General features: G+C 66.6%; 21 protein-coding genes. 8 read left to right on the top strand and 13 right to left on the bottom strand.

Features of this window, described 5'->3' with window-relative positions:
• Positions 1–70: 70 nt before the first annotated feature.
• The 3 genes from ftsZ (at position 71) to ACK4ZD_RS00345 (ending at position 2534) form a co-directional block, all read left to right on the top strand.
• Complete coding sequence (gene ftsZ / locus ACK4ZD_RS00355) at positions 71–1282, top strand: cell division protein FtsZ (protein ID WP_409657083.1); 1212 nt, start codon at positions 71–73, stop codon at positions 1280–1282.
• A 116-nt stretch (positions 1283–1398) separates the two neighbouring features.
• Entirely contained in the window at positions 1399–2334 is a 936-nt protein-coding gene (gene lpxC / locus ACK4ZD_RS00350; protein ID WP_409657080.1) for a UDP-3-O-acyl-N-acetylglucosamine deacetylase, read from the top strand.
• Positions 2335–2345: 11 nt separating this feature from the next.
• Entirely contained in the window at positions 2346–2534 is a 189-nt protein-coding gene (locus ACK4ZD_RS00345; protein WP_409657077.1) for a hypothetical protein, read from the top strand.
• On the opposite strand, the gene ruvC is transcribed toward ACK4ZD_RS00345, so the two are convergent.
• Genes ruvC through dusB form a run of 6 tightly spaced genes read right to left on the bottom strand, consistent with a single transcriptional unit; the run spans position 2528 to position 7584 of the window.
• Positions 2528–3079: a crossover junction endodeoxyribonuclease RuvC gene (ruvC, locus tag ACK4ZD_RS00340; protein ID WP_409657074.1), complete on the bottom strand. Its 552-nt coding sequence runs from the start codon at positions 3077–3079 to the stop codon at positions 2528–2530. The genes ACK4ZD_RS00345 and ruvC overlap by 7 nt on opposite strands.
• Positions 3076–4065, bottom strand: a complete 990-nt coding sequence (locus ACK4ZD_RS00335; RefSeq protein ID WP_409657071.1) for a phosphatidate cytidylyltransferase — start codon at positions 4063–4065, stop codon at positions 3076–3078. The genes ruvC and ACK4ZD_RS00335 overlap by 4 nt, the downstream gene beginning before the upstream one ends.
• A complete protein-coding gene (locus ACK4ZD_RS00330; protein WP_409657068.1) occupies positions 4062–4691 on the bottom strand; it encodes a lysophospholipid acyltransferase family protein in 630 nt (209 codons plus the stop codon). The genes ACK4ZD_RS00335 and ACK4ZD_RS00330 overlap by 4 nt, the downstream gene beginning before the upstream one ends.
• Before the next feature lie 17 nt (positions 4692–4708).
• Complete coding sequence (gene purH / locus ACK4ZD_RS00325) at positions 4709–6295, bottom strand: bifunctional phosphoribosylaminoimidazolecarboxamide formyltransferase/IMP cyclohydrolase (protein WP_409657065.1); 1587 nt, start codon at positions 6293–6295, stop codon at positions 4709–4711.
• A gap of 15 nt (positions 6296–6310) precedes the next feature.
• Complete coding sequence (locus ACK4ZD_RS00320; protein WP_409657062.1) at positions 6311–6547, bottom strand: Fis family transcriptional regulator; 237 nt, start codon at positions 6545–6547, stop codon at positions 6311–6313.
• Positions 6544–7584 (bottom strand): tRNA dihydrouridine synthase DusB, encoded by a 1041-nt coding sequence (gene dusB / locus ACK4ZD_RS00315; protein ID WP_409657059.1) that lies wholly within the window; start codon positions 7582–7584, stop codon positions 6544–6546. Before dusB ends, ACK4ZD_RS00320 begins: the two co-directional genes overlap by 4 nt.
• A 115-nt stretch (positions 7585–7699) precedes the next feature.
• Here dusB and ACK4ZD_RS00310 point away from each other — a divergent pair, with 115 nt between their 5' ends.
• On the top strand, positions 7700–8194 hold the full coding sequence (locus ACK4ZD_RS00310) for a YqaA family protein (protein ID WP_409657056.1): 495 nt from the start codon (positions 7700–7702) through the stop codon (positions 8192–8194).
• Position 8195: 1 nt separating this feature from the next.
• Here the strand turns inward: ACK4ZD_RS00310 and ACK4ZD_RS00305 are convergent, their stop codons facing one another.
• From ACK4ZD_RS00305 to ugpB, 7 genes are all read right to left on the bottom strand, one after another.
• Complete coding sequence (locus ACK4ZD_RS00305; RefSeq protein ID WP_409657053.1) at positions 8196–8975, bottom strand: slipin family protein; 780 nt, start codon at positions 8973–8975, stop codon at positions 8196–8198.
• Positions 8976–8977: 2 nt separating this feature from the next.
• Positions 8978–10402, bottom strand: coding sequence for an NfeD family protein (locus tag ACK4ZD_RS00300; RefSeq protein ID WP_409657050.1), 1425 nt, complete (start codon positions 10400–10402; stop codon positions 8978–8980).
• A 118-nt stretch (positions 10403–10520) separates the two neighbouring features.
• The gene (ugpQ, locus tag ACK4ZD_RS00295) at positions 10521–11279 is read right to left on the bottom strand and encodes a glycerophosphodiester phosphodiesterase (protein ID WP_409657047.1); all 759 of its coding nucleotides are present in this window, start codon (positions 11277–11279) and stop codon (positions 10521–10523) included.
• Positions 11276–12346 (bottom strand): sn-glycerol-3-phosphate import ATP-binding protein UgpC, encoded by a 1071-nt coding sequence (locus ACK4ZD_RS00290; RefSeq protein ID WP_409657044.1) that lies wholly within the window; start codon positions 12344–12346, stop codon positions 11276–11278. The genes ugpQ and ACK4ZD_RS00290 overlap by 4 nt, the downstream gene beginning before the upstream one ends.
• A 14-nt stretch (positions 12347–12360) precedes the next feature.
• Positions 12361–13215, bottom strand: coding sequence for a sn-glycerol-3-phosphate ABC transporter permease UgpE (gene ugpE, locus ACK4ZD_RS00285; RefSeq protein ID WP_409657042.1), 855 nt, complete (start codon positions 13213–13215; stop codon positions 12361–12363).
• Between the two features lies 1 nt (position 13216).
• A complete protein-coding gene (gene ugpA / locus ACK4ZD_RS00280; RefSeq protein ID WP_409657039.1) occupies positions 13217–14098 on the bottom strand; it encodes a sn-glycerol-3-phosphate ABC transporter permease UgpA in 882 nt (293 codons plus the stop codon).
• Positions 14099–14193: 95 nt separating this feature from the next.
• On the bottom strand, positions 14194–15510 hold the full coding sequence (ugpB, locus tag ACK4ZD_RS00275; protein ID WP_409657036.1) for a sn-glycerol-3-phosphate ABC transporter substrate-binding protein UgpB: 1317 nt from the start codon (positions 15508–15510) through the stop codon (positions 14194–14196).
• Between the two features lie 275 nt (positions 15511–15785).
• Here ugpB and ACK4ZD_RS00270 point away from each other — a divergent pair, with 275 nt between their 5' ends.
• From ACK4ZD_RS00270 to ACK4ZD_RS00255, 4 genes are all read left to right on the top strand, one after another.
• Entirely contained in the window at positions 15786–19694 is a 3909-nt protein-coding gene (locus ACK4ZD_RS00270; protein ID WP_409657033.1) for a DUF3683 domain-containing protein, read from the top strand.
• Positions 19695–19708: 14 nt separating this feature from the next.
• Entirely contained in the window at positions 19709–20188 is a 480-nt protein-coding gene (locus ACK4ZD_RS00265; RefSeq protein ID WP_409657030.1) for an HIT family protein, read from the top strand.
• 164 nt (positions 20189–20352) lie between these two features.
• Positions 20353–21984 carry a ShlB/FhaC/HecB family hemolysin secretion/activation protein gene (locus ACK4ZD_RS00260; RefSeq protein ID WP_409657027.1) on the top strand — a complete coding sequence of 544 codons (1632 nt, stop codon included), beginning with the start codon at positions 20353–20355 and terminating at the stop codon, positions 21982–21984.
• A gap of 64 nt (positions 21985–22048) precedes the next feature.
• Positions 22049–22465, top strand: a complete 417-nt coding sequence (locus ACK4ZD_RS00255) for a gamma-butyrobetaine hydroxylase-like domain-containing protein (protein WP_409657024.1) — start codon at positions 22049–22051, stop codon at positions 22463–22465.
• Positions 22466–22512 lie beyond the last annotated feature (47 nt).

Raw genomic sequence — 22512 nt, 5'->3', positions numbered from 1 at the left:
GTGGGGCCCGAAGAAGACCCCGCATGTGTTTCTTGTGTGATGGCAACTGCAACGACGAAGGAGGTTCATCATGGCTATCGAGATGATTGAAGAGTTCAACCTGGGCACGCAGATCAAGGTGATCGGCGTGGGCGGCGGCGGCGGCAACGCGGTCGAGCACATGATGGCCCAGGGCGTGCAGGGCGTGGAGTTCATCTGCGCCAACACCGACGCCCAGGCCCTCAACCGCTCGTCGGCGCACAAGCTCATCCAGCTCGGCACCACGGGCCTGGGCGCGGGCTCCAAGCCCGAGGCCGGCAAGGCCGCGGCCGAGGAGGCCGTCGATCGCATTCGCGAGGCCGTGGAGGGCGCTCACATGCTCTTCATCACTGCCGGCATGGGCGGCGGCACCGGCACGGGCGCCGCGCCAGTGATCGCCCGGGTGGCCAAGGAAATGGGCATCCTGACCGTGGGCGTGGTCACCAAGCCTTTCGAGTTCGAAGGCAACCGCCGCATGAAGCAGGCCGACGCCGGGCTGGCCGAGCTGGAGGCCAATGTCGATTCGCTGATCGTGGTGCTCAACGAGAAGCTGCTGGAAGTGCTGGGCGACGACATCACCCAGGAGGAGGCCTTCTGCCAGGCCAATGACGTGCTGAAGAACGCCGTGGGCGGCATCAGCGACATCATCCACATCCCCGGCCTGGTCAACGTCGACTTCGAGGACGTCAAGACCGTGATGAGCGAGCCCGGCAAGGCCATGATGGGCACGGCCGTGGCCTCGGGCCCCGACCGCGCCACCAAGGCGGCCGAGGCGGCCGTGGCCTGCCCGCTGCTCGAAGGCATCGACTTGTCCGGTGCGCGCGGTGTGCTGGTGCTGATCGCCGCCAGCAAGAGCAGCTTCAAGCTGAGCGAGTCGCGCAACGCGATGAACACCATCCGTCGCTACGCCGCCGAGGACGCTCATGTCATCTATGGCACCGCCTACGACGAAAGCCTGGGGGACCAGCTGCGCGTGACCGTGATCGCCACCGGGCTGTCGTCCCAGGCGCGCCGCCAGCAGGCGCCCATCAGTGTGGTGCACCCGCAGCCGGTCCTGCGCACCGGCACCGACAATATTCCGGTGCTGAACGCGACCGTGCACGCCCCGGCGCAGGCGCCCCAGGGACATGACTATGCCAGCCTGAACACCCCGAGCGTGTGGCGCTCGGGTCGCACCCAGGCGGCCGCCAAGGTCGACGCGCTGGCCAGCAACGGGATGGACGAGATCGAGATTCCGGCCTTCCTGCGCAAGCAGGCCGACTGAGATTCTCTGGCCGGAACGCAGTCTCGATCAGGCTATCGAAGCGATAGCCTGTGCCGGGCTGCCTCCACCCCATTGGAAGTGCAAGGTCTATAGACATTGCCTAAAATGAGGGCATCATGCTCCAGCAACGCACCCTGAAGTCGCTGACCCGCGCGGTTGGCGTCGGGTTGCACAGCGGTCAGCGCGTGGAACTCACACTGCGCCCCGCGGCACCCGACACCGGCATCGTGTTTCGGCGCGTCGACCTGCCCGTGCCGGTCGAGATCCCCGTGTCGGCCACCGCCATCACCGACACGCGGCTGAACTCGACCCTGTCGGCCGGCGGCGACCCTGGTGCGCCGGGGGTGCATACGGTGGAGCACCTGATGTCCGCGTGTTCGGGCCTGGGTATCGACAACCTCTACATCGATATCACGGCCGAGGAAGTCCCGATCCTGGACGGCTCTGCCGCCTCCTTCGTCTATCTCCTGCAAAGCGCCGGGATCGAACTCCAGCGCGCGCCCAAGCGCTTCCTGCGCATCCTCAAGCCGGTCGAGGTGCGCGAGGGGGAGGGCCGCAGCCTCAAGTGGGCGCGGCTCGACCCCTACCATGGCTTCAAACTCGCCTTCGAGATCGACTTCGACCACCCGGCCGTCAACCAGACCGGCCAGCGCGTCGAGTTCGACTTTGCCAGCGGCCGCTACAGCCGCGACATCGCCCGCGCACGCACCTTCGGCTTTACCAAAGACGTCGAGATGATGCGTTCGCGCGGCTTGAGCCTGGGCGGCAGCATGGACAACGCCATCGTCGTGGACGACTACCGCGTGCTCAATGCCGAAGGGCTTCGCTATGACGACGAGTTCGTCAAGCACAAGATCCTCGACGCCATTGGCGACCTCTATGTCATCGGCAAGCCCATGCTGGCCGCCTACAGCGCCTACAAGTCGGGCCACGCCCTGAACAACAAGTTGCTGCGCGCCGTGCTGGCCGATGCCAGTCAGTACGAGATCGTCACCTTCGAGGATGAACGCCAGGCGCCGCAAGGCTTCGCGCAACTTGCGCCGGCCTGGTAAGCGGGCCGCCGATGCTGGTCTTTCGCCTGGCGATCCTGTTGCTGCTCTTGGCCGCGATCGTCTGCTTTGGCCTGTACCTGCTGCGCAACGATCGGCGCTGGCTCCGCCTGGGGGTGGCCATCACGAAGTGGACCCTCGTGGCGGCGCTGGGCTTTTTCGCGGTGCTGATCGCCGAAATGATCTTCTCGCCCCGTCAGTAACTGCGACCGCTCTTGATCTGAGCGTGCGTGCGTCGCCGCAGCGTGCCGCCGGCCTTGGCCACTGCCGCGAAGGACAGGCTCGCGTGAGCGTGGCAGATCGCCAGGCCCAGGGCATCGGCGGCGTCCTTGCCGGGCTCGCCGGGCAGGTGCAGCAGCCGCGCCACCATGGCCTGGATCTGTTCCTTGCGCGCCAGACCGTGGCCGGTGATGGCCTTCTTCATCTGCAGCGCGGTGTACTCGTGCACCGGCAGGTGGCAGCTCACCAGGGCGGCCAATGCGGCGCCGCGGGCCTGGCCCAGCAGCAAGGTGGACTGCGGGTTGACGTTGACGAAGACGATCTCCACCGAGGCCACGGTGGGCTGGTAGCGCGCCACCACCTCGCGGATCCCCTCGTAGAGGATCTTCAGGCGAGCGGGCAGGTCGCCCTGCTCGGCGCTTTTGGTCTTGATGGTGCCGCTGGCCACGTAATGCAGGCGCGGGCCTTCCACATCGACGACACCGAAGCCGGTGGTCTGCAAGCCGGGGTCGATGCCGAGCACCCTCATAGCCGCAACTCGAAATACCAGCGCACCGAATGGAAGAACACCGGCGCGGCGAAACTCAGGGCTGCGATGCGATCGAGCAGCCCCACGGCGCCGGTGACGGGGTGGCCCTCGGCATGCCAGGCCGACTGTACGCCGGCGTCGCGCTTGAGTGCCTTCATCACGAAGTGGCCGAACATGCCGGCGGCACAGGCGATGAAGCTCATCGCAAAGGCCTGGCCGGCCTTGAACGGGGTGATCCAGTAGAGCAGGGCACCGCACAAGCTGCCGATCAGCACGCCGGCTCCCGCGGCCCCCCAGGAAAAGGACGTGCTGATGGCTGGGGCCACTGGCGTCAAAGGCCAGTGGCGGGCCACGTAGGCCTGCACCAGCAGGCTCGTCTGCACCACGAAGACCAGCAGGAAAAGCAGGAAGGCGCCGCGCTGCGCGTACCCCGCGAACTCGAGCAGCAGCAGCGCGGGGGCATGGCTCAAGCCATAAACGCACACCATGATGCCCCATTGGATCTTGGCGTTGCGTTCCAGGAAGCGCTCGGGATCGTTGGCCAGTGCGCTGATCACCGGGATCGCAAAGAAGACGTAGACCGGGATGAAGACCGAGAACAGGTCGAACTGGCGTGTGCCGACCAGGTAGTACTGCAGCGGCAGCACGATGAAGAAGGCAAGGATCAGACTGCGGTGGTCACCACGGCGTGTGTGGCTGAGCGTAATGAACTCGCGCAGCGCGTAGAACGACAGCAGCCCGAACAGCAGCATCGACACGAAGGCGCCGGCGATCCAGGCGATCCAGAACACCGACACCCACACCCAGGAGTCGCGCAGCACGCGCTTGAAGCGCTCGACACGGCCGACCTGCTGCTCGTTCTGTGCCTTCAGGCTCATCAACGTGGCCATCATCGAGGCCAGGGCCAGCAGGCCGAAGACGATGAGAAAGAGCAGGCCGATCTGTTCGCCCGCGGTCCAGCCTCGCAGCGTCTTAAAGAGGCTCATGCCCCAGCCCTCCCGGGCCTGCGCAGGGCGATCACGGCGGCGCGGGCACGTTCCAGGAAGGCGCGCTTGTCCTCGCCGGGCTCCAGACGCATCGGCGCCCCGAAGGTCACCGAGCACAGGATGGGCACGGGCACCACCTCACCCTTGGGCATCACGCGCTGAACGTTGTCGATCCAGCACGGGATCAACGGGACGTCGGGGAACTGCTGCGCCAGGTGGTACAAGCCCGACTTGAAGGACTGAGGCTCGCCCAGGTTGCTGCGTGTGCCTTCGGGGAAGATGACGAGCGAGTCGCCGTGCTTCAGGGCTTCGACCAGAGGTTCGAGCGGATCTTGATCGTCGGTGCGCTGTCGGTTCACGTAGACCGCATTGAACACCTCGCGCGTGATCCAATGCCTGAGCCGCCCGGCGGTCCAATAGTCCTTGGCCGCGATCGGCCGCGTCTGGGTGCGCAGCTCACGGGGCAGCGCGCACCAGATCAGCACCCAGTCGAGGTGGCTCTGGTGGTTGGCGAAGTAGATACGCTGCTCGGCCTTGGGAATACAGCCCAGCCAGTGACCTTGCGCGCCGGTGATCAGGCGCGCCAGGGCCGAAAGGAGCACTCCGGTGGCGTCCGCAAGGGTCATGAGCCGCGCGCGGGCGCTCAGTGGCGGAAATGACGCACGCCGGTGAGCACCATCGCGATGCCACGCTCATTGGCGGCAGCGATGACCTCGTCATCGCGCACGCTGCCGCCGGGCTGGATCACGCAGGTGGCGCCGGCGTCACAGACCACGTCCAGGCCGTCACGGAAGGGGAAGAAGGCGTCGCTGGCCACAGCCGAGCCCTGAAGGCTCAGTCCCGCGTTGCCGGCCTTGATGGAGGCGATGCGGGCCGAGTCGATGCGGCTCATTTGGCCGGCGCCCACCCCCAGGGTCATGCCGCCGCCGCAGAAGACGATGGCATTGGATTTGACGTACTTCGCCACGCGCCAGGCGAACAGCAGGTCGGCCAGTTGCTCGGGCGTGGGCTGCTTCTTCGTGACGACCTTCAGTTCGTCCAGACGCACCTCGCGGTTGTCGGCCGTCTGCAGCAGCAGGCCCGAGCCCACGCGCTTGGCGTCCATCAGGTTGCGACCCTGCTCCCAGGCCGTGGCGCCTCCTGGCGGCAGGGCAATCTCGAGCAGGCGGGTGTTGGACTTCGACGCGAAGATCGCACGAGCCTCCTCGGAGAAACCCGGTGCGATCAGCACCTCGACGAACTGCTTGGCCACGAGTTGTGCCGCCGCGCCGTCCACGGCCCGGTTGAAAGCGATGATGCCGCCGAAGGCGGAGGTCGGGTCGGTCTTGAAGGCCTTGGCATAGGCCTCGGCTGGATCGGCACCGAGCGCCACGCCGCAGGGGTTGGCATGCTTGACGATCACGCAAGCCGGGGTCTCGAAGGACTTGACGCACTCCCAGGCCGCGTCGGCATCGGCGATGTTGTTGTACGAGAGCTCCTTGCCCTGGAGCTGACGGGCCGTGACCAGAGAGCCCGGAGCGGGGTGGAGGTCGCGGTAGAAGGCTGCCTGCTGGTGCGGGTTCTCGCCGTAGCGCAGATCCTGCACCTTCACGAAGCGGCCGTTGCTCTGCCCGGGGAAGAGGCTGCGCGTGCCGTCGGGTTGCAGCGACGAGAGGTAGTCGCTGATCGCGCCATCGTAATCGGCGATGCGGTTGAAGGCAGCCACGGCGAGCTTGAAGCGTGTCTCGGGCAGGGTGGTGCCGTGGCGCTGCAGTTCCTCGATGACCCCGGCGTACTGGCCGGGGTCGGTCAGCACGGTGACGTCCTTCCAGTTCTTGGCGGCAGAGCGCACCATCGCCGGGCCGCCGATGTCGATGTTCTCGATGGCATCGTCCAGGGTGCAGCCCGGCTTGGCCACCGTGGCCTCGAAGGGATAGAGGTTGACCACCAACAGGTCGATGGTGCCGATGCCATGTTCTTTCAACGCGGCCATGTGCTCGGGCAGGTCACGACGCGCCAGCAGGCCGCCGTGCACGCGCGGGTGCAGGGTCTTCACGCGGCCGTCGAGCATCTCCGGGAAGCCGGTGAGTTCGGCCACTTCGGTCACAGGCAGGCCAGCCTCGGCCAGGAGCTTGGCGGTGCCGCCGGTGGAGACGAGCCGGATGTTGAGTGCACTGAGCGCGCGCGCGAGTTCGACGATGCCGGTCTTGTCCGAGACCGAGAGCAGGGCGGTGAGTGGCGTATTCGACATGGGTGGGCCTTGGTCTTACTTGATCAGTTTGTGCTCGACGAGCTTGCGTCGCAGGGTGTTGCGGTTGATGCCCAGCCATTCGGCCGCGCGCGACTGGTTGCCTTCGGCATGCTGCATCACCACCTCCAGCAGCGGCTTTTCCACGACGGAGATGATCATCTCGTGCATGGAGTGAGGTTCCTCGCCGCGCAAGTCCTTGAAATAGGCCTCCAGGCTCGCGCGGATGCATTCTTCGATTTGCTTCTTGCTCATGCGACCTCGGGTTCGGGCTGTTCGGCCTCCATCGCCGGTGCATCGGGCAGATGCACGTGGTGCTCCGACAGCGCTTCAAAGTATTGATTCAAGGCAGAGATCTGCGCCTGGCAGGTCTCCAGGCTGTTGATGTGCCGGCGCAGGGACTCGCCGCCGGGCAGGCCGCGCACGTACCAGCCGATGTGTTTGCGGGCGGTGCGCACGCCGCTCCACTCGCCATAGAGGCTGTAGTGGTCGTGCAGGTGCTCGATCAGCCAGCCCTGCACCTCCCGCACCCGTGGCGGGGCCCGATGGGTGCCGGTGGCGAGGAAGTGCTCGATCTCGCGGAAGATCCAGGGACGGCCCTGGGCCGCGCGGCCGATCATCAGCGCGTCGGCTCCGGTGTGACGCAGCACGGCCAGGGCCTTCTCGGGCGAATCGATGTCGCCATTGGCCACCACCGGCACCTTCACGGCAGCTTTCACCGCGGCGATGGTGTCGTACTCGGCCTGACCCTGGTAGCCCTGCTCGCGGGTGCGGCCGTGCACGGTGATCAGCGCCGTGCCGGCCTGTTCGGCCGCGCGGGCCAGGCTGACCGCGTTCTTGTGCTGTTGGCACCAGCCGGTACGCATCTTCAAGGTCACCGGCACGCCCTGCGGTGTGCACACCGCCACCACCGCCTCGATGATGGACAAGGCCAGCGCCTCGTCTTGCATCAGCGCGGAGCCGGCCCACTTGCTGCACACCTTCTTGGCCGGGCAGCCCATGTTGATGTCGATGATCTGCGCGCCGCGGTCGATGTTGTAGGCGGCCGCCTCGGCCATCATCGCCGGCTCGGTGCCCGCGATCTGCACTGCGATGGGCTCGACCTCGCCCTCGTGGTTGGCGCGTCGCGAGGTCTTCAGGCTGTTCCACAGCTCCTTGCGCGAGGTGACCATCTCGCTGACGGCATAGCCGGCCCCCAGCCGCTTACACAGCTGGCGGAAGGGGCGGTCCGTGACCCCCGCCATGGGCGCGACGAAGAGCGCGTTGGGCAACTCGTAGGGGCCGATGCGCATGAGAGGGACAGGGGGAAGTGCTGAAAAAGGAGGCAGAGTATAGCCTCGCAAGCTTTCAGGAAAAGCAACGCTCGGCCCACGGACTTGCTGCAGCGCACACCGATAATCGCGGGCGATGGAAGCCTGGCTCTACTCTCTGCTCAACGCACTGGCCCTGCCGCAGTTCGGCCTGAGCACCGTCTTTGTGGTGGCCTTCGTGTCGGCCACACTGCTGCCCATGGGCTCCGAGCCGGCCGTCTTCGGTCTGATCAAGCTCAACCCCGAGCTGTTCTGGCCGGCCATCGGGGTGGCCACCGTGGGCAACACCCTGGGCGGGGCACTGAATTGGTGGCTGGGCTACGGTGCCCACCAGGCCTATGACCGCCTCACCCACAAGGAGCACCCGGTCAAGGCGCGCGCGCTGCTGTGGCTGCGCGATTTCGGACCTCGGGCCTGCCTGCTGTCATGGCTGCCGGTAGTGGGCGATCCCTTGTGTGGCGTGGCTGGTTGGCTCAAGCTGCCGTTTTGGCCCTGCGTGCTCTACATGGCCCTCGGCAAGTTCCTGCGCTACCTGTTCATGACCTCAGCGCTGCTGTGGCTGTTTCCCGGCATGGTCGAGTTGCCCCGCTAGTTCACTTCGCTTCACCATCTGCCCCGGCTTGCTTGATCAGCGCCAGCAAGTCGATGGGCATGGGAAAGACGATGGTCGAGGCCTTGTCGCTGGCGATGGTGCTCAGGGTTTGCATGTAGCGCAACTGCATCGCCCCGGGCTCGCGGGCCAGCATGCGGGCGGCTTGCATCAGCTTTTCCGAGGCTTCCAGCTCGCCGTCGGCATGGATGATCTTGGCGCGGCGCTCGCGTTCGGCCTCGGCCTGCTTGGCAATGGCCCTCACCATCGAGTCGTTGAGGTCCACATGCTTGATCTCGACATTGGCCACCTTGATACCCCAGGCATCGGTCTGCGCATCGAGCACCTGCTGGATGTCCAGGTTCAGCCGCTCGCGCTCGGCCAGCATCTCGTCGAGCTCATGCTTGCCCAGCACGGCGCGCAAGGTGGTCTGGGCGAGCTGGCTGGTGGCCACCATGAAGTTCTCGACCTGGATGATGGCCTTTTGCGGATCCACCACGCGGAAATAGACCACCGCATTGACCTGCACCGAAACGTTGTCGCGCGAGATCACGTCCTGGGTGGGCACGTCCAGCACGATGGTGCGCAGATCGACCTTGACCATCTGCTGCACACCGGGGATCACGATCACCAGGCCCGGCCCCTTGACCTTCCAGAAACGGCCGAGCTGGAAGACGACGCCGCGCTCGTATTCACGCAGGATGCGCAGCGAGGCGGCGATCAGCGCAAGCACCGCGATGGGCAGCAGGCCGCCGAAGCCGAGGGCGCCAAGGTCGAAGATCATGGTCACTCTCCTTGAGGTTTGTCGATGGGCAGGACATCCAGAACCAGGCCGTCGCGCCCGCGCACCTGCACGGTCTGTCCGACCTGCAGGGCCGCTGGGCTGCGCACACGCCAGCGCTCGCCGGCCACCTCGACCCAGGCATCGTCGGCATTGACGCTGACGACCCGGGCCTGCTGGCCCACGATCGTGGCGTCTGCGCTGACCAGGGCGCGCCGGCGCGAGCGCAGCGCCATCCCGGCCAGACCGATCACCACGGCGGCGCTGAGCACGGCCATCGCGGCGATCAGGCCCAGCGGGATGCCGAAGCCGGGCACCTCGGTGTCAATGAGGATCACGGCACCCAGCACGAAGGCCACGATGCCGCCCAGGCCCAGCACCCCGAAGCTGGGCATCAGCACCTCGGCCACCATGAACGCCAGACCCAGGGCGATCAGGGCCAGCCCGGCGTAATTCACCGGCAGCAACTGCAGGGCATACAGCCCGACCAGCAGGCAGATGCCACCCAGCACGCCCGGCACCAGCGCACCGGGGTTGGAGAACTCGAAGAACAGGCCGTAGATTCCCACCATCATCAGGATGAGCGCCACGCTGGGGTCGGTGATCACGGCCAGCAAGCGGATGCGCCAGTCCGGCTCCTCGCGCACGAGGCCCGCGCCGGCGGTCCGCAGCGTCAGCGCCCGGCCCTCGATCTCGAGGCGGCGGCCGTCGAGCTGTGTCAGCAGTTCGGGCAGGTCGCGGGCGACGTGTTCGATCACGCCCTGTGCCAGCGCCTCGTCCGCACTCAGGCTGGCCGCCTCACGCACGGCCTTCTCGGCCCATTCGACGTTGCGCCCACGCATCTGCGCCAGTGCGCGGATGTAGGCGACTGCGTCGCTGAGCTGCTTCTGGCCGGACACGGTAGGGGCCGGGCCCGTTGGCGGCGCCGGCTCCGAGGCTCCGGAGGCCGCAGGCTGCGCGGGTCGTCCGGGCCGCGCAGGCGGCTGGGCCGGTTCGGGAGCGCCGCCGATGGCCACCGGCGTGGCAGCGCCCAGGTTGGTGCCTGGGGCCATGGCCGCGATGTGGCTGGCATAGAGGATGTAGGTGCCCGCACTGGCCGCGCGGGCGCCACTGGGACCAACATAGCTTGCCACCGGCACCGGGGAGGCCAGAACGTCGCGGATGATGCGACGCATCGAAGTGTCCAGGCCGCCGGGGGTGTCCATCTGCAGCACCACCAGTTGGGCCCCGTCGCGCTGGGCGTGGGCCAGTCCGCGTCGGACGTGCTCGGCCGTGGCCGGACCGATGGCGCCCTCGATCGTGATGACCGTGACAGGGGACGCAGGCGCGGCATCGGCGGCGGGCCGGGGCGTGGCCAGGGCTGCCGCCACAAAGGCCACCCCCAGGGTGGCGCACCACCACAGGATCAGGGGCAGCCGGGCAATGCGCATGGTCCGTGGGTCCGGGCAGTCCAGTCCGTGTGCCGCGCCCGCGGCGCGAGGCGGGCGACTGACCCATTATGAAAGGCCCGCAATCCCGCGTCCACCCGGGGGTGAACCCCGGCCGGATTCAGTCGTGCACGCCCGGGCCGGGGGAGAAGCGGTCCACCGCGTCGGTGATCAGGCCGTCGATGCCCAGGCTGATCAGACGACGAGCTTCGGCCGGGTCGTTGACCGTGTAGGCGAGGGCCTTCATGCCAGCGGCATGGATGGCCTCGATGCTGGAGCGGTCGAGCAGGTCGTACTGGGCCACCACGGCCGCGCACTGCAGGGCCTGGGCCTGGGCGATCCCGTCTTCGGGCCAGCGGTCCAGCAGCAGCCCGCGCGGCAGTTCGGGCTGGGCTGCCAGGGCGGCTTGCAGGGCTGCGGGTCGGAAAGACGTCAGCAGCGGCGGTGCGACCGGTGGTATGCGGCTGGTGGCCCACAGCTCGGCGCAGCGGCGCGACACGACCGCACCCGTGAGGCTTTCGGTGCCGGGCGTGGGCTTGATCTCGACATTGAGCATGAAGCCGTTGCGCAACACATAGCCGGCGATGGCCTCGAGCGTGGGCAGCGGCTCGCCGGCATAGGCGCGGCTGTGCCAGCCCCCGGCATCGAGGCGGCTCAAGGCGGACCATGTCTGCTCGCCGGCCACCCCCTGGCCATCGGTGGTGCGATCCAGGGTGGCGTCGTGCAGCAGGAAGGGCTGTCCGTCGCGGCTGAGCTTCACGTCGCACTCGAAGGCCCGGTAGCCGAAGCTGGCGCCATGACGGAAGGCCGCCAACGTGTTCTCGGGCGCCAGCTTGCCGGCGCCGCGGTGGGCGATCCACAAAGGATAGGGCCAGCTCATGGGAGGCGTCTGTGCGTGTGGGCGTCAAACCAGTGCAGTTTGTCGGGCTGCGCGGTCACGTGCAGGGTTTCACCGAGCTTGGGATGCTGGTGGCTGTCATCGGCGCGCACCACCAGCGCAGCCGTGCCCAGTTTGCCGTAGATCAACCGCTCGGCTCCCAGCACTTCCACCATTTCGACCACCAGCGGCCAACCGGTCTCACCCAGCACCAGATGCTCGGGACGGACACCCAGAATCACCGCACCCGTGACCGGGGCCGAAGCGGACTGCGGCAGATCCAGCTCGAGGCCGCCCACGACGTAGCGCCCAGTGGTCGTGGCCTGGCCTTCCAGCAGGTTCATCGGCGGCGAGCCGATGAAGCCGGCGACAAAGGTGGTGGCCGGGCGGGCATAGACCTCGTCGGGCGTGCCGATCTGTTCCATGTGACCGGCGTTCATCACGATCATGCGCTGGGCCAGGGTCATCGCCTCGACCTGGTCGTGCGTGACGAACAGGGACGTGATACCCAGCTCGCGATGCAGCTTCTGGATCTCCAGGCGCGTTTGCACGCGCAGCTTGGCGTCCAGGTTGGACAGCGGCTCGTCGAACAAGAAAACCTGGGGCTCGCGCACGATGGCCCGGCCCATGGCCACACGCTGACGCTGGCCGCCCGAGAGCTGGCGTGGCTTGCGGTCGAGCAGGTGCGACAGCTCCAGGATGCCGGCGGCCTTGTCCACACGGCGGCGGATCTCATCCTTGGGCAGCTTCTGGATCTTCAGTCCATAGGCCATGTTGTCGAACACGCTCATGTGCGGGTAGAGCGCGTAGTTCTGGAACACCATTGCGATGTCGCGATCGGCTGGCTCCAGATCGTTGACCACCCGCGATCCGATGAGGATCTCGCCGCTGGAGATCTCCTCCAGGCCGGCGACCATGCGCAGCAGCGTGGACTTGCCACAGCCCGAGGGGCCGACGATGACGATGAATTCGCCGTCGGCGATCTCGGCGTTGACCCCATGGATGACCTGCAGAGACTGCTTGCCCTGGTGATAGCGCTTGATGACGTTCTTGAAAGTAAGGGATGCCATGTGCTCGTTCTTGCTTATTTCTCGGTGTCGACCAGGCCCTTGACGAACCACTTCTGCATCAGGATCACCACCAGAGCTGGCGGCAGCATGGCCAGGAAGGCGGTGGCCATCAGCACGTTCCACTCGGTGTAGGCCTCGCCCGACACCAGGCGCTTGATGCCCAGCACGATGGGGTACATGTCCTCGTTGGTCGTGATCAACAGTGGCCAGAGGTACTGGTTCCAGCCGTAGATGAACTGGATCACGAACAGCGCCGCGATGCTGGTGCGCGACATGGGTAGCAGCACGTCCCAGAAGAAGCGCATCGGGCCGGCGCCGTCCACCCGGGCCGCTTCCACCAGTTCATCGGGAACCGTCAGGAAGAACTGGCGAAACAAGAAGGTGGCGGTGGCCGAGGCGATCAGCGGGATGGTCAAGCCCGCATAGCTGTTGAGCATGCCCAGCTTGGACACCACCTCGTAGGTCGGACCGATGCGCACCTCCACCGGCAACATCAGGGTGACGAAGATCATCCAGAACACCAAGTTGCGCAGCGGGAAGCGGAAATAGACGATGGCAAACGCCGAGAGCAGCGAGATGGCGATCTTGCCGATGGCGATCACCAGCGCCATCACCAGGCTGACCCCCATCATCGGCAAGGCGGCGGGCACGGTGCTGCCGGCGGCGGTCTCTCCTCCAAACAACGCAACCTTGTAGGTTTCCCACAGGTGGGTGCCCGGCCGCAGCGACATGGGGATCGTGGAGGCGATCTCCTGCGCGGTCTGGGTCGAAGCCACCAGCGTCAGGTACACCGGGAAGGCCACGATGGCCACGCCAACGATCAGGATGAAGTGGGACAGGAAGGTCAGTCCCGGGCGTCGTTCGATCATGTCAGTACTGCACCTTTTTCTCGACGAAACGGAACTGGATCACCGTCAGCCCGATGACGATGGCCATCAGCACCACGGATTGCGCGGCCGAACCTCCCATGTCCAGCGCCTTGAAGCCGTCGTAGTAGACGCGATAGACCAAGATGGAGGTGGACTTGCCCGGCCCGCCTTGCGTGGCCGCATCGATGATGGCGAAGGTGTCAAAGAAGGCGTAGACGATGTTGATGACCAACAGGAAGAAGGTGGTGGGCGACAGCAGCGGGAAGACGATGGTCCAGAAACGCCGCCAGAAGCCGGCCCCATCGATGGCTGCGGCCTCGATCAGCGACTTGGGGATGGATTGCAGTCCGGCCAGGAAGAACAGGAAGTTGTAGGAAATCTGCTTCCACACCGCGGCCATCACGATCAGCGCCATGGCGTGGTTGGGGTTGAGCAGGTGGTTCCAGTCTAGGCCCAGCAGGCGCAGCAGGTAGGCGATGGTGCCGAAGGGGGAGGCAAACATGAACAACCACAGCACTCCCGCCACCACGGGGGCCACGGCGTAGGGCCAGATCAATAAAGTCTTGTAGACGCCTGCGCCCCGGATCACGCGGTCGGCCATCACGGCCAGCAACAGCGAGACGGTCAGGCCGATGACCGCCACCAACACCGAAAACACCGCCGTGGTCTGGAAGGATGCGACATAGGTCTCGTCGTGGATCAGACGCTCGAAATTCTCCAGCCCGACGAACTCGGTGGACATCCCGAAGGCATCCTGGGACAGCACGCTCTGGTAGAGCGCCTGGGCCGCCGGCCAGAAGAAGAAGACCAGGACCACAGCCATCTGGGGAGCCACGAGCAGCCAAGGCAACCACCAGGACTTGAATCGGACGCGTTTTTCCATGGGTTCAAACAATCAACGCCTGCCGCATGCACACAGGCATGGGCAGGCGCAACAAAGCCCGGCCCGGACGCCGGGCTGGGCAAAGGGGCGCGATTTTACGAGCGGCCGCTGTTGGCGCGTTCGAAGCGTTCGAGTTGCTCGTTGCCGCGCCGCACGGCGTCATCCAGGGCCTGCTTGGCCGTCTTGCGGCCGGCCCAGACCTGTTCCAGCTCCTCGTCGTTGATGGTGCGGATCTGCACGAAGTTGCCCAGGCGGATGCCGCGCGACTTGTCCGTGGTCTTGCGGATCATCTGTTCGACCGAGACATCGGTGCCCGGATTTTGCTTATAGAAGCCCGATTTCTCGGTCAGCTCATAGGAGGCTTTGGTCAGCGGCAGGTAGCCGGTGCGCTGGTGGCTCTTGGCGGCTTCCTCGGGCTTGGACAAATGGGCGAAGAATTGGGCCACGCCCTTGTACTCGTCATCTTTCTTGCCGGCCATCACCCACAGGCTGGCGCCGCCGATCACGGTGTTTTGCGGTGCTCCGGGCACGTCCGGGTAGTAGGGCAAGGTGGAGATGCCGCTTTCGAATTTGGCGTTGCGCTTGATATTGCCATACAGGGCCGATGAGCCGGTCATCATGGCGCACTCGCCCGAGACGAAGGTGGCATCTGCCGCGTTGCCGCGGCCCTTGTAGACGAACAGTCCCTGCTTGGCCATGTTGGCCAGGTTCTCGATGTGGCGCACGTGCAGCGGGCTGTTGAACGTCAGCCGCGCATCGATGCCGCGCATGCCGTTACCCTTGGTGGCGAACTCGGTGTTGTGCCAAGCCGAAAAGCTCTCCAGCTGCGTCCAGCTCACCCAGCTCGTGGTGAAGGGGCACTTGTGGCCGCTGGCCTTGAGCTTGGCGGCAGCCAGGGTCACTTCCGGCCAGGTCTTGGGCGGGTTGTTTGGGTCCAGACCTGCCGCCCGGAAGGCGTCCTTGTTGTAGTGGAAGACCGTGGTCGAGCTGTTGAACGGGAAGCTCAGCATCTGGCCGTTGGGGGCGGTGTAGTAGCCCGCCACTGCCGGCACGTAGGCGTTCGGGTCGAAGGTCACGCCGGCCTTCTTCATCACCTCACCCACGGGCACGATGGCGTTGCGGCTGGCCATCATCGTGGCAGTGCCCACCTCGAAGACCTGCAGGATGTGCGGGGCATTGCCGGCTCGGAAAGCGGCGATGGCGGCCGTCATCGATTCGTCATAACTGCCCTTGAAGGTCGGTACGACGCGGTAGGTGCTCTGGCTGGCGTTGAAGTCCTTGGCCAGGTCGTTCACCCACTCACCCAGGGCGCCACCCATCGAATGCCACCACTGGATTTCGACCTGGGCCTGGGCCGGGCCGGCCAAGGTGGCCGCCAGGGCCGCGGACAGCGCGAGAAGTTTCAGTTTCATGACGACTCCGTGAAAGGTATGCGGGAGGGAACAAGGCCCGCGAAGGCTAGTGCCTGTTTGTGACAGGAGCGTTTCTGTCATGGAAGGTGCGGGCTCGCAACCGGGTTACTCCCATGGTTTGCGCCTGCGCAAAGGTGGCAGCCCGTTCGTGCGCACCACCGACAGTAGGCGCGGCGCCCACGCGGTCTCCCCGGGGCGGCGCCTGCGGCCTTGCTGCGCTGCGGTAGGATTCACGTTTGCGCCCTCCCAGACCCAGCCCCACGCGCCAGGCGCCCATGAATGCACCGCTGCCCCTGAAGGATCTCACCGCTTCGGCGGACGCCCCGGTCGACGCGCCGCCGCGTCTGCGCGAGATTCCCTACAACTACACCTCTTTTTCGGATCGCGAGATCGTCATCCGCCTCCTGGGGCAGCGAGCCTGGGAGGTGCTGGAGCGCTTGCGCGATGAGCGCCAGACGGGCCGCTCCGCGCGCATGCTCTACGAGGTGCTGGGCGACATCTGGGTGGTCGAGCGCAATCCCTACCTGCAAGATGACCTGCTGGACAATCCTGGGCGCCGCCGTCTGCTGATCGAGGCCCTGCACCACCGCTTGCGCGAGGTGGAAAAGCGCCGCACGCCGCAGCTCGACCCCGAGCGCGATGCCCTGGTCGGCGAATTGCTGGTGTGCGCCCGCGGGGCCGTCGAGACCTTTGATCGCCGCTTCGACGAGGTGGCGAGCCTGCGCCGCCGCGCGTTGCGGGTGCTGGGGCGCCACACCCGGCGCGACAACATCAAGTTCGACGGCCTGAGCCGCGTCGCCCACGTCACGGATGCCACCGACTGGCGCGTGGAGTATCCCTTCGTCGTGCTGACGCCCGACACCGAGGCCGAGACGGCCGCCCTGGTGAAGGACTGCATCGAGCTGGGGCTGACCATCATCCCCCGGGGGGGCGGCACCGGCTACACCGGCGGAGCCGTCCCGCTGACCTGGAAGAGCGCGGTGATCAACACCGAGAAGCTCGAGGCCATGACCGAGGTGGAGATGGTGAGCCTGCCCGGCGTGGACCATCCCGTGCCCACCATCTGGACCGAGGCCGGTGTCGTCACCCAGCGGGTGGCCGATGCCGCCGAGCGGGCCGGGTACGTGTTCGCGGTCGATCCCACCTCGGCGGAAGCCTCCTGCGTGGGCGGCAACATCGCGATGAATGCGGGGGGCAAGAAGGCCGTGCTCTGGGGCACCGCCCTGGACAACCTGGCGTCCTGGCGCATGGTCACGCCCGAGGCCCAGTGGCTGGAGGTGGTACGCCTGAACCACAACCTAGGCAAGATCCACGACGTCGAAGTGGCCAGCTTCGAGCTGCGCTATTTCGAGGCCGACGGCAAGACGCCGATCCGCACCGAGCGGCTGGACGTGCCCGGACGGACCTTCCGCAAAGAAGGTCTGGGCAAAGACGTCACCGACAAGTTCCTGGCGGGCCTGCCCGGCATCCAGAAAGAAGGCTGCGACGGCCTCATCACCAGCGCGCGTTGGGTGGTGCACCGCATGCCGGCGCATGTGCGCACCGTCTGCCTGGAGTTCTTCGGCAATGCCCGAGAGGCCGTGCCCAGCATCGTCGAGATCAAAGACTTCATGTTCGCCGAGGCCAAGAAGCCTGGCGGAGCCATCTTGGCGGGACTGGAGCACCTCGACGACCGCTACCTCAAGGCGGTGGGCTATGCCACCAAGTCCAAGCGCGGCACCTTGCCCAAGATGGTGCTGATCGGCGACATCGTCGGCGACGACCCAGATGCCGTGGCGCGTGCCGCCTCGGAGGTGGTGCGCATCGCCAACGCCCGCTCGGGCGAGGGCTTCATCGCCATCTCGGCCGACGCGCGCAAGAAGTTCTGGCTCGACCGCAAGCGCACGGCGGCCATCAGCCGCCACACCAACGCCTTCAAGATCAACGAGGACGTGGTGATTCCCCTGCATCGCATGGGCGAATACACCAATGGCATCGAGCGCATCAACATCGAGCTGTCGCTGCGCAACAAACTGGCCCTGATCGACCGCCTGGAAGCCTTCTTCACCCAGGGCGACCTGCCGCTGGGCAAGACCGACGACGCCAACGAGATCCCCAGCGCCGAATTGCTGGAAGATCGGGTGCAGCAGGCCCTGGCGCTGCTGCGCGAGGTTCGCGAGCTGTGGTCGCAGTGGATGAGCCAGCTCGACGTGGTGCCCGCCGATGGCCAGCGCAGCATTTTCGAGCGACTGCAGGACCACAGCCTGCGCGCGTCGTGGAAGACGCAGATCCTCAGGCCGCTGCAGACGGTGTTTGCCGGTGCGGCCTTCGCGCCCATCCTCGACGAATGCCGGCGCATCCACAAGGAGGTGCTGCGCGGCCGCGTCTGGGTGGCCCTGCACATGCACGCCGGCGACGGCAACGTGCACACCAACATCCCGGTCAACTCCGACAATTACGAGATGCTGCAAACCGCCCACGAGGCGGTAGCGCGCATCATGAAGCTGGCGCGCAGCCTGGACGGGGTGATCTCGGGTGAGCACGGCATCGGCATCACCAAGCTGGAGTTCCTCTCTGACGAGGAGATCCGTGACTTCATGGCCTACAAGCAACGCATCGACCCCGAAGGCCGCTTCAACAAGGGCAAGCTGATGCGCGGTGCGACGGTGAACGGCGAGGTGCTGCATGCCGACCTCACCAATGCCTACACCCCGAGCTTCGGGCTGATGGGGCATGAGTCACTGATCATGCAGCAGTCGGACATTGGCGCGATCGCCAACTCGGTCAAGGACTGCCTGCGCTGCGGCAAGTGCAAGCCGGTGTGCGCCACCCACGTGCCGCGCGCCAACCTGCTGTACAGCCCACGCAACAAGATCCTGGCCACCTCGCTGCTGATCGAAGCCTTCCTTTACGAGGAGCAGACCCGCCGCGGGGTGTCGATCAAGCACTGGGAGGAATTCGAGGACGTGGCCGACCACTGCACCGTGTGCCACAAGTGCCTGTCGCCCTGCCCGGTGAAGATCGACTTCGGCGACGTGTCGATGAACATGCGCAACTTGCTCCGCAAAATGGGCAAGAAGAGCTTCCGTCCGGGCAACAAGATGGCGATGATGATGCTCAACGCCACCCGACCCGAGACCATCAAGCTCTTGCGCACGGCCATGGTGGGTGTGGGTTTCAAGGCCCAGCGCCTGGCCAATGACCTGCTCAAGCGCCTCGCGCGCAAGCAGACGGCCCGCCCGCATGCCACGGTGGGCACCGCTCCGGTCAAGGAGCAGGTGATCCACTTCATCAACAAGAAGCTGCCGGGGGGGTTGCCCAAAAAGACGGCGCGGGCCCTGCTGGACATCGAGGACAAGAACTACGTCCCGATCATCCGCAACCCCAAGGCCACCACGCCCGAGACCGAGGCGGTGTTCTACTTCCCCGGCTGCGGCTCGGAGCGCCTGTTCAGCCAGGTGGGTCTGGCCACGCAGGCCATGCTGTGGCATGCCGGTGTGCAGACGGTGCTGCCGCCGGGCTACCTGTGCTGCGGCTACCCGCAGCGCGGTTCGGGCCAGTATGACAAGGCTGAGAAGATCATCACCGACAACCGGGTGCTCTTCCACCGCGTGGCCAACACGCTGAACTATCTCGACATCAAGACCGTGGTGGTGAGCTGCGGCACCTGCTACGACCAGCTCCAGGGCTACGAATTCGACAAGATCTTCCCGGGCTGCCGCATCGTCGATATCCACGAGTACCTGCTGGAAAAGGGCATCCGGCTCGACGGCCAAGGGGCCTATCTCTATCACGACCCCTGCCACAGCCCGATGAAGCAGCAAGACCCGATGAAGACCGTCAAAGCCCTGGTGGGTGAGCAAGTGCTCAAGAGCGAGCGCTGCTGCGGCGAGTCGGGCACGCTGGGCGTCACCCGGCCGGACATCGCCACGCAGGTGCGCTTCCGCAAGGAGGAGGAGATCCGCAAAGGCGAGGCCGCGCTGCGCTCTGGCGGCGCCGTGGGTGCGCAGGACAACATCAAGATCCTCACCTCCTGCCCGAGCTGCCTGCAAGGGCTGTCGCGCTACGGCGAAGACCTGCGCAGCGGCCTATTGGAAGCCGACTACATCGTCGTGGAGATGGCTCGCCGGATCCTGGGCGAGAACTGGATGCCCGATTATGTGAAAGCCGCCAACGACGGTGGCATCGAGCGCGTGCTGGTCTGAGGCGGGTGGCTCGCATGCAGGCGGACCTCTCCATCGCCGACGGGTTCGAGCCCGCGCAACACCCGGTCGCCGGCTGCGAGCTGTGTCACCAGCCCGCAGGCCGGCTCGTAGCGCGCCTGCCGGGCTGGCGCGTGGTCCGTGTAGACGATGAAGCCTTTCCGGCCTTTTATCGGCTCATCTGCCGTGAACATGTCTCGGAAATGAGCGATCTCTCGTCGGCCGAGCAACGGCGTTGTCTCGCGTGGATGATGGCGATCGAGGCGGTGCTGCGCCGGGAGCTGGCCCCTGCCAAGATCAACCTGGCCTCGCTGGGCAATGTCGTGCCCCATCTGCACTGGCACGTGATCGCCCGCTTCGGCTGGGATTCCCATTTCCCGCAGCCCGTCTGGGGGCAGCGACAGCGATCGGTGGAGGACTCGGTGCTCGAGCTTGTGCGCGAGCGTCTGCCTGCGGTGGACCGGGCACTGGCTGCGGCGCTGCGCGAAGTGCCCTGAGGCGATGGCCCCTCCCCGGGACGAGGGTTGGCCATCGACGGCTTCGGTGATGTAATCGTGAATTTGGACTCCGGCGGCTATGCTGCGCCAGCCACAGGTTCATGGATGTTGCTCTCATCGACCGTTGCCCGAAGCGCCGTCAGGATGACCGGCGGCCACGCTTGATGTCCGACGAAGCGCATGCGGTGGCGCGTGCCCGCCCGGGGACTTTGCTGCGCGCGCTGACCTTGGTGGCTGCGGGGCTGTCGGCGATCGGGCAGGCGCAGGCCGCCCAGGCTCCCATCAAGGGTTTTGCCATCACGGGCGACAACCCCCTGAGCGCGGCCGAGACGGCCGCCCTGCTTGCCCCCTTCTTGCACCGTGAAGGCTCGCAGGCCACACTGAGGCAGGCTAGCGCGGCGCTGGAGCAGGCCCTGCACGAACGGGGGCATGGCCTGTACCGCGTCGTGCCTCCGCCGCAGGTTCTGTCCGACACCATCACGCTGAAGGTGCTGCGCCAGACCATCGACCGCGTCCAGGTGGACGGGACGCGCCGGTACTTCGACCTGGCCAACGTGCGCGCGGCCCTGCCGGAGCTGCAGGAGCAGACCTCGCCGAACCTGCGGCGTCTGGCGCGCGAGACCGCCATGGCCAACCAGAATCCTTCACGCCACCTGCAGGTGGCGCTGACCCCCGGGGCACAACCCGACACAGTGTCGGCCATCGTGCAGGTGCGCGAGCGCCGGCCCTGGAAGGTCGGTCTGGCCTGGAACAACCAGGGCACGCGCGAGACCGGACGCGACCGCCTCACCCTGGCTGCTGGCCATGACAACCTCTTCGGCCGCGATCACGGATTGACCTGGGCCTACACCGTCTCGCCGGAGGGCTCCTCGGACGTCCGCCAGTACGGCGTGCGCTACCGGGTGCCCTTGTATGCCTGGGGCGGGGTGGCCGAGGTCGAACACCAGCGCACCGACGTCGTCGGCCCCTTCGGACTCGAGCCGGCCGGGCCGGAGCATCCCACCTTCCAGGCCTCGGGGGCGGGCCATGAGACGAGCCTGGGCTACATCCACCACCTGGCGGTTGGGGCGCACCGGCGGGCCCAGGTTTCGGTGACGGTCCGCGACCGCCTGTACCGCGCCGGTGAGGTGCCCGGCAGCGCCCTGCAGGCGCAGGACCGCCGCAGCCGCCCTGTGTCGGTGGACTACGCGGCGCAGACCGAAGGAGAAGGTGGGGCTTGGTCCTGGGGGTACCGGATCGGCGTCGTGATCAACCTGCCCTACGGGCGCGCGAACGAACTGGCGGCCTACCAAAGCGAGGATCCGGCGATCGAGACCACCCGCTGGAAGGCATGGCGCGCCACCGCCCATGCCGTGGCCTCGTTTGGCCCCGGCTGGCAAGTGGCCGGGCGGCTTCAGGCGCAGGGCAGCTCCGACCTGTTGCTGGCGGGGGAAGCCTTTGCGTTGGGTGGCACGGGCTCGGTGCGCGGCGTGCCCGAGCGTGCGTTGTATGGCGACTCGGGTCTGTCGGCCACGCTGGAAGCGAGCACTCCGCCGTGGTGGCAGGGGCTGCGTGCCCTGGCGTTCATCGATGCGGGCTGGGTGCGCAGCGACGTTGCCGACAGCCCGCTGCGCCGGCGCGAGGACCGCCTGGCCAGCGTGGGACTGGGGCTGCGCTACGCCCATGCCAGCGGGGCGAGCCTGCGGGCCGATTACGGTCGCGTGATCGCCGGCAGCCGGGCTGACCACAACCTTCATCCCACCTCGCCCATTCCAGGGGACGATAAACTGCATGTGAACGTGTCGCTCGTGTTCTGAGCACCCTCGCAGGGTGCAGTGCCACGCTCCCGTCCGCACGGCGCGCGCGCCAGGAATTGACCTCATGGCCGGCCTTGACAAGTCCACCCCCGTTCCCACCGAGATCACGGTACACCAGCGCTCGCGCGTGCTCGAGCTGCGTTTCAGCGACGGGGCGCATTTCCGCGTGCCGTTCGAACTGATGCGGGTGTACTCCCCCTCGGCCGAGGTCCAGGGGCATGGCCCCGGCCAGGAGGTCTTGCAGACCGGCAAGCGCGAGGTCGAGATCGTCGCGCTGGAGCCGGTGGGCCACTATGCTGTGCAACCTACGTTCAGTGACGGCCACGACTCCGGCATCTTTTCCTGGGATTACCTCTATTTCCTCGGGGCCGAACAGGATCGCCTGTGGGCCGACTACGAGCGCCGCCTGGCGCAGGCCGGGGTCGATCGCGATGCGCCCATGCCCGACAAGGCCGCCGGGGGATGCGGTCATCATCCCTGAGCCGTCGGGCATGCCCCGCTGCGGTGCGGGGTTGTCGTCGCGGCCTG

Origin of the sequence: Caldimonas sp., assembly GCF_046291045.1 — a bacterium.
Lineage (GTDB): Bacteria > Pseudomonadota > Gammaproteobacteria > Burkholderiales > Burkholderiaceae_C > Caldimonas.
Note: the sequence above shows the minus strand (reverse complement) of the source record. Positions and strands in the feature narration are given on the sequence as shown.

Bases quoted from the DNA above. Each gene is read 5' to 3' on its own strand.
- ftsZ (WP_409657083.1), top strand. From the start codon at position 71: ATGGCTATCGAGATGATTGAAGAGTTCAACCTGGGCACGCAGATCAAG.
- lpxC (WP_409657080.1), top strand. From the start codon at position 1,399: ATGCTCCAGCAACGCACCCTGAAGTCGCTGACCCGCGCGGTTGGCGTC.
- ACK4ZD_RS00345 (WP_409657077.1), top strand. From the start codon at position 2,346: ATGCTGGTCTTTCGCCTGGCGATCCTGTTGCTGCTCTTGGCCGCGATC.
- ruvC (WP_409657074.1), bottom strand. From the start codon at position 3,079: ATGAGGGTGCTCGGCATCGACCCCGGCTTGCAGACCACCGGCTTCGGT.
- ACK4ZD_RS00335 (WP_409657071.1), bottom strand. From the start codon at position 4,065: ATGAGCCTCTTTAAGACGCTGCGAGGCTGGACCGCGGGCGAACAGATC.
- ACK4ZD_RS00330 (WP_409657068.1), bottom strand. From the start codon at position 4,691: ATGACCCTTGCGGACGCCACCGGAGTGCTCCTTTCGGCCCTGGCGCGC.
- purH (WP_409657065.1), bottom strand. From the start codon at position 6,295: ATGTCGAATACGCCACTCACCGCCCTGCTCTCGGTCTCGGACAAGACC.
- ACK4ZD_RS00320 (WP_409657062.1), bottom strand. From the start codon at position 6,547: ATGAGCAAGAAGCAAATCGAAGAATGCATCCGCGCGAGCCTGGAGGCC.
- dusB (WP_409657059.1), bottom strand. From the start codon at position 7,584: ATGCGCATCGGCCCCTACGAGTTGCCCAACGCGCTCTTCGTCGCGCCC.
- ACK4ZD_RS00310 (WP_409657056.1), top strand. From the start codon at position 7,700: ATGGAAGCCTGGCTCTACTCTCTGCTCAACGCACTGGCCCTGCCGCAG.
- ACK4ZD_RS00305 (WP_409657053.1), bottom strand. From the start codon at position 8,975: ATGATCTTCGACCTTGGCGCCCTCGGCTTCGGCGGCCTGCTGCCCATC.
- ACK4ZD_RS00300 (WP_409657050.1), bottom strand. From the start codon at position 10,402: ATGCGCATTGCCCGGCTGCCCCTGATCCTGTGGTGGTGCGCCACCCTG.
- ugpQ (WP_409657047.1), bottom strand. From the start codon at position 11,279: ATGAGCTGGCCCTATCCTTTGTGGATCGCCCACCGCGGCGCCGGCAAG.
- ACK4ZD_RS00290 (WP_409657044.1), bottom strand. From the start codon at position 12,346: ATGGCATCCCTTACTTTCAAGAACGTCATCAAGCGCTATCACCAGGGC.
- ugpE (WP_409657042.1), bottom strand. From the start codon at position 13,215: ATGATCGAACGACGCCCGGGACTGACCTTCCTGTCCCACTTCATCCTG.
- ugpA (WP_409657039.1), bottom strand. From the start codon at position 14,098: ATGGAAAAACGCGTCCGATTCAAGTCCTGGTGGTTGCCTTGGCTGCTC.
- ugpB (WP_409657036.1), bottom strand. From the start codon at position 15,510: ATGAAACTGAAACTTCTCGCGCTGTCCGCGGCCCTGGCGGCCACCTTG.
- ACK4ZD_RS00270 (WP_409657033.1), top strand. From the start codon at position 15,786: ATGAATGCACCGCTGCCCCTGAAGGATCTCACCGCTTCGGCGGACGCC.
- ACK4ZD_RS00265 (WP_409657030.1), top strand. From the start codon at position 19,709: ATGCAGGCGGACCTCTCCATCGCCGACGGGTTCGAGCCCGCGCAACAC.
- ACK4ZD_RS00260 (WP_409657027.1), top strand. From the start codon at position 20,353: ATGTCCGACGAAGCGCATGCGGTGGCGCGTGCCCGCCCGGGGACTTTG.
- ACK4ZD_RS00255 (WP_409657024.1), top strand. From the start codon at position 22,049: ATGGCCGGCCTTGACAAGTCCACCCCCGTTCCCACCGAGATCACGGTA.